Raw genomic sequence first — 13,342 nt, 5'->3', positions numbered from 1 at the left:
ATCGGGCCAGTGCCCGCAGGCCCGCAGACTCCCGCCAAAACTGGAATACAATTACCGGAGGAGGGAAAACCTAACAAGCGATATGCACCGCCGGGAGGAGGAAACTTATGTCGGAACAAGATCCATTTGAGACTTTGCGTTCCGTTCTGGAGCGGCACGGCCAACTGCAGACGCGGAGCATCCCGAATGCGCAAGGGACATGGATGCTGCTGTATTATGGAGACTTGGCCGACGCCAAAATTTTGCAGACGCAAGTGATTCCTCCCATGCAGGAAAAAGCGCCCGGTGGAGTCTCCTTGGAAACGCTCATTCGTCATTTGCCGGTAGACCAGCAGGAGAAGGCAGAAGATATCGACCGGGTGGTAAAGCGGTTGATTTCCGGTTGGACATTGCTCCTTTCCAACGCGGAACGCGGAGGCTATTTGCTCAACACGGCGCTGAAGATCGACCGCAGCGCGACGAGCCCCGAAGTCGAATCGCAGATCATGGGCCCGCAGGTGGCGCTGACCGAGTCGCTACAAACGAACATCTCTTTGATTCGGCAATATTTGCCGGACACGCGGCTCCGCTATGCGTCTTATCAGATCGGCGAAAGCACGAACACCGAAGTGATGCTGCTTTACATGGAGGGCGTTGCTCCGGCCGACGAAATTTCCTTAATGAAAGACAAGCTGGCGAACGTGAAATTCAAAGGCATTACCGACAGCTCGATGCTTTTGCAAAAAATCGACGACAATCCCGAGTCGCTGTTCCCGCAAATGATTTCCAGCGAACGGCCCGACCGGATCGTATTGAACTTGATCGAAGGCCGTCTGGTTATCCTCGTCGACGGCAGTCCGTTCGCGCTGCTGGGACCGTCGCGCTTTTTCGACTTTTTCAAATCGGCTGAAGACCGATATTTACGTACGAATATGGCGTTGTTTTTGCGGTTGCTCCGCTTGGTCGCTATTTTCATCTCGGTTTTTTTCACGCCGCTGTACGTGGCCGCCTTGACGTACCACTACCAGCTGATTCCATCCAATATGCTGGTACCGCTGGCGCAATCGCGGTCCAAGGTGCCTTTTCCTCCGCTGATGGAGGCGCTGCTGCTGGAGTTCATCATCGAACTGCTGCGGGAGGCAGGTGCGCGGCTTCCGACCAAGGTCGGTCAGACGATGGGTATCGTCGGAGGTATCGTGATCGGACAGGCGGCGGTTCAAGCCGGATTTACCAGCAATATTCTGATCATCATCGTCGCGCTGGCTGCGCTTTCGTCCTTTATTACACCGGTCTATATTATGGGTGCAGCAATCCGCATCTTGCGCTTTCCGATGCTGCTGCTGGCCGGGGCATGGGGGGCGGTCGGAATCATGACGGGGGTCAGCTTCGTTCTGATTCATCTGCTGCGCGTCAAGACCATCGGCCAATCCTACTTGTACCCGCTCTATCCGTTTCATATCGGCAAAATGCGAGCCAAGCTGCCGATCGGCTTCCGGAGCCTGGGTCAGGACATTTACGAAGAACCGGCAGGTGATTCCCGGTGAGGACCAGCAAACGGACGAAGCCGCTCAACGCTTACGTCCTTTTCTTCATCATTTCGGGGACGCAGCTTGGCGATCCCGCGCAAAACTTTCAACGAAACGTTTTCATCGCGGCCGGCCACGACGCTTGGATGTGCATGATTTTAAACGGGTTGCTGGTCAGCGCAGCCTTGTATGCGATGATCAAGACGATGGAGTATTATCCGGACAACGATTTGTATCAGATCCATCAGGAGCTGTTCGGCCGCTGGCTGGGCAAGCTGTTCAATTTCGCGTTCGTGCTCTATTTTTTTGTGCTTTGCTTTACCGTGCTCCATTCGTATGCCGAAGTCGTCCATACCTGGCTTTTTCCGGACATGAACAGCTGGTTGTTCAATACGCTGATGAGCCTTTTGTTTCTGTACGGCGTGACCGGAGGAATACAGGTTGTGGCGGGGTTTGCGGTCGTGTCGTTTATTTTGTGGCTTTGGGTGTTCCTGCTGTACTATTTTCCGTGGAAATATGCGCAGGTCGATCAACTGCTGCCATTGTTCGAGGCGGGGCCCGGGGAAATTGTAAACGGTATGCGGGCAGCCACCTACCCGATGCTCGGCTATGAGCTTGTCTGCTTCCTGTACCCGTTCATCCGGGATAAGCACAATGTGCAGAAGTACTCCCAGCTGGCGATCGTTTTTACGGTGTTCACTTACTGTACGCTGCTGATCAATGCCATCGTGTTTTATGCGGGAGAGCAGTTGAAGCATACGGTATGGGCCACTTACTCCTGGTACAAAATCGCGCAAATTCCGTTCGTCGAACGGTTTGAGATCGTCGGGGCCGCCTACTGGATGATTCTGGTGCTGCCGAACAACCTCGTGCTGCTGTGGGCCTCAACGCGCGGCGTGCGCTCCGTGTTCAAGCTGAAGCAAACGTATGCTCTTTATGCCTGCTGCTTGATCTTCGTCCTGTCGTCGGAGCTGCTTTTTACGCACGAGGATGTAGAGTGGCTGTCCAATTTGCTCGGAGAAATCGGAATTTATCTCGTTTGGCTGTATCCCATCGCGCTGTTTGCGTTTGTCCGGTGGAAGCGCGGCCGCGGGAGGAAGAAAGGAGCGGGGGCATGAAGCTGAAACGAACGGTCAAGACGGCGGCCATGCTTCTGCTGGCGGCTTCCGTCGTGGCGGGCTGTGTGCAGACTCGGGTGCTGGAAAGGCTTGGGCTGGTCATTGCCGCCGGATACGACGAAGCCCCGGGAGACAAAATTCTTGGCACCTCAGTGCTCTACGAGATCGATCCGGGAGCGAAGGAGCGCTCCAATGTGATTACGTCGACCGCTTATACGAGCAAGGGGCTCAGGTACAACAGTAACGTCGAATCGCGTAAAAAGCTGACCTCGGGCCAGCTTCGGGTCGTCGTGTACCATGAGGATTTGGCGCGCAAAGGCTTGACCGAGCTCGTCGATACGATGCTGCGCGATCCGGAGGTCGGTTCGGGCGTCTATTTGGCCGTTTCCAAAGGACGGGCCTACGATCTGATGACGAGACGGTACCCCGAAATCAGCAATATCGGCGAATATTTGTTTCAATCGATCCGTCAAAACGTAGAAAGCGAGGAAATGATCTCGCCGATTCTTCACGAATATATCCGCGACCTGTACTCACCTGGGAAAGACCCGGTGCTGCCGTACATCGTTCAGCGGAATAACGAGATTATTTTATACGGAGCCGCGTTGTTTCGGGGGGACCAGATGGTCGCGACTTTGCCGCTGCGCAAAATTTTTTATCTCCGGTTGCTGCGGGATCGATTCCACTCCGGGATGACGGAGATTGCCCTACCGCCGAAGGCGCTCGAGTCGATCGGCGCCCCGTCCAAAGGGCAGGAGCAGATCTATCTTGTGCTCGATTCGGTGAAAAGCGAAAGCCGGATCCGGTTGACCAACGCGAAGCAGCTGGCATTCACGGTGCAGGTTCGCATAAGCGGGAGGCTGCAGGAGATCTCGTCTCCGGTCAATCTGCGGAACCGGCAGGTGATCGAACGATTGGAGCGCGAAGCGAGCAAGGCGATTCAGGCTAACGCGATGGCGTTTATCAAAAAAACGCAGAGGCTGAACGTCGATCCCGTCGGCTTCGGAGAGAAGTACCGGGCGCAGCACCGGGGCAGCGGCTTGACCCCGGACAAATGGAAGCAGATGTATCCGAAAGCCAAGGTGCGCGTCGAGGTGAGCACGAAAATTTTGCGGACCGGCCAGACGGATTAGCGGTTGCCGGCGGCAACCGTTCCGGCGTTGTAGCCGTCGATCCACCGCACCGCTTCGGAAATATACGGCACGGTGCGAAAAGCGCGGGCTTGCACGTCCGGATGGCTCGAAGCCATGGCGAAGCTGTGCGGCGTTACCGCAAACATGGACAAATCGTTGAAGGCGTCGCCGAAGCAGGCCGTTTCTTCCGGGCGGATGTTCAGCTTTTCCAGGAGGGCAAGCAGGCCGCTTCCTTTGGAGCTTCCCTTGGGCATGACGTCCAAACAATCGATATCCGAAATATACGCGTCGATTGCTTCGCCGTATTGCGCCAGCAGCGTTTGCTGAAATTCGCGGAGCCGGCCGACATCGCCCATGAACGAAATTTTGCCGCAGACGAGGTCGCGTCCGAGCCGCCCCCGGAGGTCCTCCACTGCCTCGAAAGGAGCCATCAGCCGCGGGGCGAGCCGCTGCGCATGCTCGCTCCACCGTTCCGTCATATAGCGGTCGGGTCCGGCGAGCAGCGTCAGAAAAGGCAGGCCTGTCGCCGCTTGCGAGAGCTCGACGATCAATTCGCGCTCGAACGCGTGGTGGCGGATCGGCTCTCCGTCGGCTGCGTGCACGTATGCGCCATTTTGCGAGATGCAGTGGGCGGTGATTCCGACCGATTCCATCACCTTCACAATTTCCGGACGCATGCGTCCGGAAGCGAAAGCGACATCAACCCCGCGTCCGATCGCGTCGTGCAGCGCCTGCCGGTCCTCGGGACGGATTGTCCGGTGCCCAAGCAGCAGCGTGCCGTCCAAATCGCTGACAATCAATCTAATCATCGTTCGTTCTCCCCTTCGGCGATAAGAATTTCGATATGGTGCCGGCGCAGCGCTTCGCTCATCGGCTCCGTAGGCGGCCGGTCCGTAATGACAATGTCGATGCAATCCAGTCCCGCTACCCGGTAAAACTGGCGGAGACCGAACTTCGTATGATCCGCCAGCACGATTACCTGATCGGCGCGGCGAATCATCTCCTTGATGACATAGCCTTCCTCCTCGAAGGGGTTGGTCAGCCCGTCCGGCGTCAGCCCGCTGGTGCCGAGGATGAGCTTGTCGGCCTGATAGTCGCGAAGCATTTCAAGCGTTCTTGCGCCGGAAATAAAACGGTGGTGCGGGTGAACGACTCCGCCTAGCAAATGCACGGTGCTGCCTTGCTTGGGGGACAGGAGACCGGCAATGTCGATCGAGTTGGTCACGATGACGTGGCCGTCGGTTCGAAGCTGCTCCGCCGCATGAAGCACCGTCGTAGAAGCGTCCATGAACAAATAGTCGCCGCTGTGGATCAGCGAAGCGGCGACCCGGCCGATGGCCCGTTTCACGTCGGATTCCGCTTGCAGCCGGTCGCGGTAGCCCGAGATGTCTTTATTCAGCGAAGGCCAGATCGCTCCCCCGCGCGTGCGCAATATTTTTCCCTGCTCCTCCAGCTTGACGATATCCCGGCGGGCCGTATCCCGGGAAACCTGAAACAGCTCGCAGATCTCCTCCACGGAAATGCGCTGATGCGTTTGCATGTGCTGTAAAATGGCGATTAAGCGTTCCTCCTGATACATGTCAGGCTCCTTCCGATGCAGGATGACAATGGCTTTAACCGCATTATAAGTGGAAATGCTTAAATGATGCAAGCGATAATAAGTGAATGTAAGCGAAATGCTTGCTGGTAATCATTTGAACGAACGGATGCATTCCGCGAGGGCGTTATGTTACAATGGCTGAAGCGTACATACGCCAATGAACTTACGCAAGAAGGGAAAAGAATCGCACGTGACAGAAACGAAAGCAAAATCGAAACCGAAGCTGCTGGAGCTGGACATCGTCCGGGCCGTCGCCATTCTCGCGGTCGTGCTCATTCACTCGACGTCCGACGCCACGGTCGAGCTGCCGCCGGGCAGCGGCTCCCAGGCGTTGTATCTGGCGCTCAACAAGCTTGCCAATTTTGCTGTGCCGGTGTTTATCCTGCTCAGCGGTCTGGTGCTGTTTTACCGCTACCAGGACGACTTCGGCGGCAAGCAGGCGCTGCAGTTTTATTTGAGGCGGGTCAAGCAGGTGCTGTACCCGTATCTGGTATGGTCGCTCTTTTATTACTTGTACAACCAGTGGATTTATTACCGGGCGAATCTGCATTGGAACACGGGCGAATTTTTGGATTTGCTGCCGTGGGCGGATGCTTCGTATCACTTGTACTTTATGGTCATCATCGTCCAGTTTTATTTACTGTTCCCGCTGCTGATGTGGCTGTGCCGGGCATTTCGCTGGTTCCGCAGCGGCTTGATCTGGATCGGTCTGCTGATTCAGGCCGGGTTTTATGCGTACCATAACTGGGTGGAGCCGTTCGGCCACATGCCTTCGCTCTGCATCAACTATTTCAGCATGTTTACGTTGGGCGGGTGGATCGGTCTCCATTACGAAGCGTTCTCGGCCTGGATTCGCAAGCACTTCGTCTGGGTGCTGCCGCTGACGGCGGTGTTGGGCTTCAGCTTCATGGGCCTGTTCCAGATGGAGTTGCGGCTGAACATCGTTCTGTCCCACCAGTGGTATCAGCTCTTGTTTTTCGCATATGCAGCCTTTGCCGCCATGAGCTTTATCCGGTTAGGCCAACTGCTACTGGAGCGGGCAAAAGCGGCGGCGCGCGTGCTCATGGCGCTCGGAGCCGCCTCGTTCGGCATTTATTTGGCGCATCCGGCGGTGCTGACCTATTACAAAACGCATCTCCTCCCGTACAGCGGCGCCATGTCGGCTTATCATGCCTATGTATTTGGGGCGTTCGCGCTTAGCCTGACGATTCCGTGGATCGCTACGTTCCTGTACGGGCAAGCCATGCGGCCGTTCCGGCGCAAGAAGCCGAAGCCTAGCCCCGCAGGGAGCGCTTAGCGAAGTTAAGGAGCCGATAAGGTGATATTTTGGCCGGACCTCTCATACAATGTATCGTACAAGTTGTACGAGGGGAGGCTGGAATGTTGAAGGGGACCCGAAATATCATGGGGTTGGCCCTGGCGCTGGGCATGATGCTTTACGCCGTACCGAGGCTCGATTTCGGCGGGGGCTGGACGCTCGCTGCCGTATTCGGTGCAGGATGGATCGCCTTTGCGCTGCTCGTCATTGCCGCGCATCTGCACGAGCTGCTTGGCGTGGAGGAGGAAACGAAGCGGGAGCTGCTCAAGATCAAACGAATGAAAAAATGGCGGCTGGAGCAATCGCTGCAGGGCAGGCGCAGCCTGTTGCAGATCAAAAAATAGCGAAAAAGTCCGTTTTCACCCTTGTGTGGTGGGAAACGGACTTTTTTTATGCCTGAGCACAGTTTTTTTCGTGCTAAAAAAATGATAAGATATAGTACAGAGTGATACAGAAATAGAATGGATTGGTGAGACAGATGAGTGAAACCGAAACGACCAACGTGCAGGAAGCCGCAACGAAGCACGAACAAATTTTGAAATATATCGAGAGCTTGAAAATCGGCAGCAAAATCTCCGTCCGCAAAATCGCCGAGATGCTGGGGGTCAGCGAAGGGACGGCTTACCGCGCGATCAAGGAGGCGGATGCGATCGGACTTGTGGCGACGAAGGAGCGGGTAGGCACGGTCCGCGTCGAGAAAAAGCTGCGCGACCAAATGGATAAGCTGACGTTCGCGGAAGTCGTGAATATGGTCGACGGCGAAGTGCTCGGCGGCATGGCGGGCCTGGACAAGACCTTGAACAAGTTCGTCATCGGCGCGATGGAGCAGGATGCGATGATGCGCTATATCGATCCGGGCAGCCTGCTGATCGTCGGAAACCGAAGCACGGCGCATCTGGGCGCGTTGGAGCAAGGGGCGGGCGTGCTGATTACGGGCGGCTTCGGGACGAGCGAGGAAGTTAAGGAGCTTGCCGACCGGCTGGAGCTTCCTATCATTTCCAGCAGCTACGATACGTTTACGGTCGCATCCTTGATCAACCGGGCGATTTACGACCGGCTGATCAAGAAGAAAATTTTGCTGATCGAGGACATCGTCCCCCAATCGATGCAGGTATACGCGCTGAAGGCACACCATACGCTGAAAGACTGGCAGCGGCTGCACGAGGAAACCGGACACAGCCGTTTTCCGGTGGTGGACGAGTGGAACCGCGTCATCGGCATGATTACGTCGAAGGATTTGATCGGCGCCGAGCCGGATCAGACGATCGACAAGCGGATGACCCGGGGACCGGTGACGGCAAGCGCAAACACGTCGGTAGCCGCGGCGGCCCATCTGATGGTCTGGGAGGGCATCGAGCTGCTGCCGATCATCGACATGAGCCGCAAGCTGACCGGCGTCATCAGCCGCAAGGACGTGTTGAAGGCGATGCAGCATATTCAGCGCCAGCCGCAGCACGGGGAGACGTTCGAGGATTTGATCTGGTCGGGCTTCTGTGAGGAGAAGGATGGGGACGGGCATACCGTTTTTCGCGGAACGATTACCCCGCAGATGACGAACCGGCTCGGCACCGTCTCCGAAGGCGTGCTGACGGTGCTGATGACACAGGCTGCTTATCACGCGGTGCAGGATGTCAAGAAGGGCGATCTGGTGCTTGACAACATGGCTTCGTATTTTATCAAGCCGGTGCAGATTGACAGCGCGGTGGAAATTCGGCCTCGCATCATCGAGGTGAGCCGCAAATTCGGAAAAATCGATGTCGAGATGCATCTCGACGGGGTCTTGGTGGCCAAGGCGATGCTGACGGCGCAAGTATTCGAGCCTTAGAGGGGGAGAGAGCGGCTGCGAAGCCGTTCGGGCCCGCGAAAACACGGCTGAGTTGAATCGGCTTCATGGGTTTCACGGGCTTTGCGGGCGTCCGGTTTATTTCCGGCTGAACAGATTGTGATTGCGGATGCCCGCAAACAGATTGAACAAGCCGAGCAGCAGGCAGACGGTTCCGAAGATGCGCCGGGTTGCGGAATCTTCGAAAAAGAACAGTTGGGATACGGCGATGACGACAAGCATAAGTCCCATGCAGATGTTCATCCGGGCCGAGTACAGGCCGCGCTGCTTCGGTTCCGCTTCCCGGCGGTAACGCACGCTGAAATATAAAGACAATACGAGGAAGATGACGATCAGCACGCTGAGCGTCCATTGAATGGTTTGCATCTTGAGCGGCACATCCTTATGTACGGGTTCTGCTTCCACTTTAGCGATTTCCGCCCGGGAAATCAACCGGCAGCGGGAGAATACGAGAGCGGGATGCGCTTCCACTCTTTGACCGTGACCCATACCTTGAGCTCCGTTTGCGTCAGCACGATCCATTTGACGGCCTGTACGATATAATCCTTATCCAGCACGCCGACGTAGGGCTTCTCCGTCAAAATTTGCTCGTACACGTCGGGCATGGCGGCAAAATCTGATATTTTGCGGCCGACGACGATTTTTTTCAAATCGCTGTGAATGCGGCGTTTCAGCTCGCTTTCCGTCACCTTGTCGAGCGTCGTGTGCTCACCGGGCTCAATATAAATGTTCAGGAGATTGATCGTCGTCTGCTGATTTTTCGTTTTGGTCAAATCGGCGATCTTGACCTCCAGATCCACCTTGGCGGCGAGAAGCTCCCGGTTCTGCTCGATCATCATATTCAAGCGTTGATTGTACACGCTCAGAAACAGGGCGGCGCCGATGACCATTCCGGCCATAAGAAGGCCCGCCGCACGCAAAAAACCGCCGGACGAACCGGAAGCGGGCGCCTTCACCCTTCGCTACCTCCTTTGCAGATCCACTGGATCAGGGTCGAGCCCATATGCGCGCCGACGAAGGCGCAGACGATGTACAAGATTTGTTTGATCGCCGGGGAGATGTGTCCCTCGATAAAATGCGTCTCAATTGCGCGGATCGGATCGATCGTCCCGCCGATGGCGGCGACGATCGCCCAAACTTTGATTTGCTCCGCGACGCTCGTCATCCGGTACACCGGCGGTTCGAGCGTCAATACGGCGCTGATGCCGGCCAGCATCGTCCCCCCGAGCACGACTCCGAACGCCACGAAAAAATCAAGAAAGCATCTGGATACAAATGGAGACATCGTTCCTCATCCTTTCCGGACCTGTTGAGCCGTTCCCAGCCGTTCGGGGCTTGGCCGACTTCGCCTTACTAAATATATGGCACACTTGTTCGCATTATGCTAAACTATGGATAAATATTTCAAACGCGGGGAGGCGGCCCGGATGGGCGATTTCGTACATTTGCATGTGCACAGCGAATACAGTCTGCTCGACGGTGCCGCGCGCATCGACGATTTGGTCGGCCGTGCGGCCGAGCTCGGCATGAAGGCGCTGGCGCTGACGGATCACGGGGTGATGTACGGCGCCATTCCTTTTTATAAAGCGTGCAAGCAGCGGGGGATCAAGCCGATTATCGGGTGCGAGGTTTATTTCACTTCGGACTCCATCCGGCAAAAAGGCAGCCGTCAGGAGCAGCCGATCTATCACCTGATTCTGCTCGCCAAAAATAAAACCGGCTATCAAAATTTGATGAAGCTGTGCTCCATCGGACATTTGGAAGGCTATCACTATAAGCCGCGAATCGATCCGGAGCATCTGGAGCGCTATGCGGAAGGGCTGATCTGCACCAGCTCGTGCCTTGGCAGCGAGGTGTCGCAGCACCTGCTGCACGGGCGTTACGACGAGGCGAAGGAGGCGGCGCTGCGCTACCGGGCGATCTTCGGAGACGACTTCTTTCTGGAGCTGCAGGATCACGGCCTGACGGAGCAAAAGAAAGTGATGCAGGACATGCTCCGGCTTGCCCGCGACACCGGCATTCCGCTGGTCGCGACCAACGACGTGCATTACGTTCGCGAGCCGGACCATGCGGTGCAGGACATCCTTATTTGCATAGGTACGGGCAAAACGATCGAGGACGAAGGGCGGCTTAAGTTTCATACGTCGCAGCTTTATTTGAAAAGCCCGGACGAGATGGCAGAGCTGTTCGCCCATGCGCCGGAAGCGCTCGCCAATACGCTGGAGGTAGCTCGGCGGTGCGACCTCGAGCTCGACTTCGGGCAGTCGATTTTACCGGAATTCGCCCCGATTCCGGACGGCATGACGGCCGGGACGTATCTTGCCCAGCTTTGCCGGCAGGGCCTTGAGCAGCGGTACGGTGCGGCTGAGGAATGGAACGACGCCGAATGGCGGAACAAATTGGAAGAACGGCTGCATTACGAGCTGTCCGTCATCGAGCGGATGGGATATTCAGATTATTTTCTGATCGTATGGGACTTCATCCGCTTCGCGCACGAGCAGGGGATCGCGACCGGACCCGGACGGGGGTCGTCGGCGGGGAGCATCGTCGCTTACGTGCTCCGCATCACCGATGTGGACCCGATCCGCTACAACCTGCTGTTCGAACGGTTCCTGAACCCCGAGCGGGTATCGATGCCCGATATCGATATCGACTTCAGCGACCTCCGGCGCGACGAGGTGATCGACTATGTCGTGCGCAAGTACGGCCGGGACCGGGTGGCGCAGATTATCACCTTCGGAACGATGGCCGCCAAAGGGGCGGTACGCGACGTCGGCCGGGTGCTGAACCTGCCTTACGGCGAGGTGGACCGCGCCGCCAAGCTGATCCCGCATCAGCTTGGCATCACGCTGGAGGAGGCGCTGCGCACGAGTCCCGACCTGAAGGCGCTCGCCGCCAAGCAGCCGAAGACGGCGGAGCTGCTGGAGCTGGCGATGAAGGTGGAGGGGATGCCGCGCCACGCTTCCACCCACGCCGCGGGCGTCGTCATTTCGCGCGAGCCGCTGACGCAGTACGTGCCGCTGCAGGAGGGAACCGAGCAGACGGCGCTGACGCAGTATACGATGGAGCATCTGGAAGCGATCGGCCTGCTGAAGATGGATTTTCTCGGACTGCGGACGCTGTCCATCATCGAGCGCACGCTGGAATGGATTTGCGAGCAGACGGGAGCGCCGTTCGACTGGACGAAGGTGCCGGACGATGATCCGGCGACGTACGAACTGCTCAGCCGGGGCGATACGACGGGCATTTTCCAGCTGGAGTCGGCCGGGATGCGCCGCGTGCTGAAGGAGCTGCGGCCGTCGAATTTCGAGGACATCATCTCGGTGCTCGCGCTCTACCGGCCGGGCCCGATGGAATTCATCCCGAAATATATCGCCTGCAAGCACGGGCACCAGCCGGTGGAATACCCGCATGAAGCGCTGGAGCCGATTCTTCGGGACACGTGCGGGATCATCATTTATCAGGAGCAGATTATGCAGATCGCTTCGAAGATGGCCGGATTCAGCCTCGGCGAAGCGGATTTGCTGCGCCGGGCGGTCAGCAAGAAGAAGCGGGAAGTGCTGGACAAGGAGCGCGACCACTTCGTGAAAGGGAGCCTCAGCCAGGGCTACAGCGAAGCCGAGGCGAACCGGGTATACGACATGATCGTGCGCTTCGCCGACTATGGTTATCCGCGGGCGCATGCGACGGCTTACGGCGTGCTCGCGTTCCAGACGGCGTATTTGAAGGCGCATTACCCCGTGCCGTTCATGGCGTCGATGCTGACCGCTGTGACGGGCAGCCATCATAAAATCGCGGAATACGCCGACGAATGCCGCCGCATGGGCATCGCCGTGCTTCCGCCCGACGTGAACGAAAGCGGCTTTCTGTTTACGCCGGTTGCGGCGGAGAGCGGCGGCGCGATTCGCTTCGGCCTCGCGGCGATCAAGAACGTCGGGACGCACGCGATCGAATCGATCATCGCGGAGCGACGTACGGGCGCCTATGCCAGCTTGATCGACTTTTGCAGGCGCGTTGATCTGCGCGTCTGCAACAAGCGCGTGATGGAGTCGCTGATTCAAGGCGGAGCGCTCGATTCGCTGCCGGGCCACCGGTCCCAGCAGCTTGCGATGCTGGAAGACGCCGTCGATGCGGCGGTCAAGTGGCGCAAGGACCGCGAAGATCTGCAGCTTGTGCTCGACGGCTTCACGGAGGAGGTCAGCTGGGAGGTCGAGTACCCCGAGATCCCTCCGTTCACACTGACGCAAAAGCTGGAGCTGGAGCGGGAGCTGCTCGGCCTGTACATTTCCGGCAGCCCGCTCGACGACTTCGATGCGGTGCTGCAGAAGCTGGAGACGGACCTGCTGTCCCGGCTTCAGGAGTACCCGGACGGCAGCGACGTCATGGTTGCCGGTCTGGTCATCTCGAACAAGACGATTGTCACGAAAAAAGGCCAGCCGATGGCGTTCATGGAGCTGGAGGACCGTGTCGGCAAGGCGGAGGTCGTGCTGTTTCCGGAAACATGGAAAAAGTACGCCCCACTGGTGCAGAAGGGCAAGCCGGTGCTGGTCGTCGCCAAGCTTCAGCTCGGGGACGAAGACTACAAGCTGCTGGCCGATCAGCTTATTGCGCTGGACGATCCGCATCTGGAGCAGAAGGCCGTCAAGCCGGCTCCGCTCCCGGCAGGCTCCTCGCGAAGCGGTCAGCGGCGCGCTTCCGGCTTCACGCCCCGAGGCACAGCTTCGGCGGCGGCTGCGCGCGAGACGCAAAGCCGGTACGCGGCGGCGGCCTCCCCGACGGCGGATCAAGCGTCCGGGCCCTCGCCGGGCAGGGCGGAGCGCAAGGC

At 57.8% G+C, this 13,342-nt stretch carries 12 protein-coding genes; 7 read left to right on the top strand and 5 right to left on the bottom strand.

Annotation, left to right across the window (positions count from 1 at the left end):
- The first annotated feature begins 107 nt into the window (after positions 1-107).
- From KQX66_RS34635 to KQX66_RS34625, 3 genes are read left to right on the top strand one after another with little or no spacing between them, the layout of a single operon-like run.
- Positions 108-1,523 carry a spore germination protein gene (locus KQX66_RS34635; protein WP_216798095.1) on the top strand — a complete coding sequence of 472 codons (1,416 nt, stop codon included), beginning with the start codon at positions 108-110 and terminating at the stop codon, positions 1,521-1,523.
- A complete protein-coding gene (locus KQX66_RS34630; RefSeq protein WP_216798094.1) occupies positions 1,520-2,623 on the top strand; it encodes a GerAB/ArcD/ProY family transporter in 1,104 nt (367 codons plus the stop codon). The genes KQX66_RS34635 and KQX66_RS34630 overlap by 4 nt, the downstream gene beginning before the upstream one ends.
- Entirely contained in the window at positions 2,620-3,756 is a 1,137-nt protein-coding gene (locus tag KQX66_RS34625; protein ID WP_216798093.1) for a Ger(x)C family spore germination protein, read from the top strand. Before KQX66_RS34630 ends, KQX66_RS34625 begins: the two co-directional genes overlap by 4 nt.
- Here KQX66_RS34625 and KQX66_RS34620 read toward each other — a convergent pair.
- On the bottom strand, positions 3,753-4,565 hold the full coding sequence (locus tag KQX66_RS34620; RefSeq protein ID WP_216798092.1) for an HAD family hydrolase: 813 nt from the start codon (positions 4,563-4,565) through the stop codon (positions 3,753-3,755). The genes KQX66_RS34625 and KQX66_RS34620 overlap by 4 nt on opposite strands.
- On the bottom strand, positions 4,562-5,335 hold the full coding sequence (locus KQX66_RS34615; RefSeq protein WP_216798091.1) for a DeoR/GlpR family DNA-binding transcription regulator: 774 nt from the start codon (positions 5,333-5,335) through the stop codon (positions 4,562-4,564). The genes KQX66_RS34620 and KQX66_RS34615 overlap by 4 nt, the downstream gene beginning before the upstream one ends.
- Positions 5,336-5,546: 211 nt before the next feature.
- Between KQX66_RS34615 and KQX66_RS34610 the strand changes: the two genes are divergently transcribed.
- From KQX66_RS34610 to KQX66_RS34600, 3 genes are all read left to right on the top strand, one after another.
- On the top strand, positions 5,547-6,653 hold the full coding sequence (locus KQX66_RS34610; RefSeq protein WP_308647314.1) for an acyltransferase: 1,107 nt from the start codon (positions 5,547-5,549) through the stop codon (positions 6,651-6,653).
- An 83-nt stretch (positions 6,654-6,736) separates the two neighbouring features.
- Positions 6,737-7,018: a hypothetical protein gene (locus KQX66_RS34605; RefSeq protein WP_216798089.1), complete on the top strand. Its 282-nt coding sequence runs from the start codon at positions 6,737-6,739 to the stop codon at positions 7,016-7,018.
- Between the two features lie 134 nt (positions 7,019-7,152).
- The gene (locus tag KQX66_RS34600; protein ID WP_216798088.1) at positions 7,153-8,499 is read left to right on the top strand and encodes a DRTGG domain-containing protein; all 1,347 of its coding nucleotides are present in this window, start codon (positions 7,153-7,155) and stop codon (positions 8,497-8,499) included.
- A 96-nt stretch (positions 8,500-8,595) separates the two neighbouring features.
- Here the strand turns inward: KQX66_RS34600 and KQX66_RS34595 are convergent, their stop codons facing one another.
- The 3 genes from KQX66_RS34595 to KQX66_RS34585 form a co-directional block, all read right to left on the bottom strand.
- On the bottom strand, positions 8,596-8,883 hold the full coding sequence (locus KQX66_RS34595; RefSeq protein ID WP_216798131.1) for a YtpI family protein: 288 nt from the start codon (positions 8,881-8,883) through the stop codon (positions 8,596-8,598).
- A gap of 62 nt (positions 8,884-8,945) precedes the next feature.
- Positions 8,946-9,473 (bottom strand): sporulation membrane protein YtrI, encoded by a 528-nt coding sequence (locus KQX66_RS34590; RefSeq protein ID WP_216798087.1) that lies wholly within the window; start codon positions 9,471-9,473, stop codon positions 8,946-8,948.
- The gene (locus KQX66_RS34585; RefSeq protein ID WP_025852692.1) at positions 9,470-9,802 is read right to left on the bottom strand and encodes a YtrH family sporulation protein; all 333 of its coding nucleotides are present in this window, start codon (positions 9,800-9,802) and stop codon (positions 9,470-9,472) included. The genes KQX66_RS34590 and KQX66_RS34585 overlap by 4 nt, the downstream gene beginning before the upstream one ends.
- A gap of 142 nt (positions 9,803-9,944) precedes the next feature.
- Here KQX66_RS34585 and KQX66_RS34580 point away from each other — a divergent pair.
- A partial coding sequence (locus KQX66_RS34580; RefSeq protein WP_253957637.1) for a DNA polymerase III subunit alpha occupies positions 9,945-13,342 on the top strand: 3,398 nt, incomplete at its 3' end.

It is taken from the genome of Paenibacillus oleatilyticus (genome assembly GCF_018998565.1).
Lineage (GTDB): Bacteria > Bacillota > Bacilli > Paenibacillales > NBRC-103111 > Paenibacillus_G > Paenibacillus_G oleatilyticus.
The sequence above is the reverse complement of the archived record's forward strand: the minus strand, read 5'-3'. Positions and strand labels throughout refer to the sequence as shown.

What these genes read in the sequence shown, in the direction of transcription:
- KQX66_RS34625 (WP_216798093.1), top strand. Translation starts at nt 2,620, where the DNA reads ATGAAGCTGAAACGAACGGTCAAGACGGCGGCCATGCTTCTGCTGGCG.
- KQX66_RS34620 (WP_216798092.1), bottom strand. Translation starts at nt 4,565, where the DNA reads ATGATTAGATTGATTGTCAGCGATTTGGACGGCACGCTGCTGCTTGGG.
- KQX66_RS34615 (WP_216798091.1), bottom strand. Translation starts at nt 5,335, where the DNA reads ATGTATCAGGAGGAACGCTTAATCGCCATTTTACAGCACATGCAAACG.
- KQX66_RS34595 (WP_216798131.1), bottom strand. Translation starts at nt 8,883, where the DNA reads ATGCAAACCATTCAATGGACGCTCAGCGTGCTGATCGTCATCTTCCTC.
- KQX66_RS34585 (WP_025852692.1), bottom strand. Translation starts at nt 9,802, where the DNA reads ATGTCTCCATTTGTATCCAGATGCTTTCTTGATTTTTTCGTGGCGTTC.
- KQX66_RS34635 (WP_216798095.1), top strand. Translation starts at nt 108, where the DNA reads ATGTCGGAACAAGATCCATTTGAGACTTTGCGTTCCGTTCTGGAGCGG.
- KQX66_RS34605 (WP_216798089.1), top strand. Translation starts at nt 6,737, where the DNA reads ATGTTGAAGGGGACCCGAAATATCATGGGGTTGGCCCTGGCGCTGGGC.
- KQX66_RS34600 (WP_216798088.1), top strand. Translation starts at nt 7,153, where the DNA reads ATGAGTGAAACCGAAACGACCAACGTGCAGGAAGCCGCAACGAAGCAC.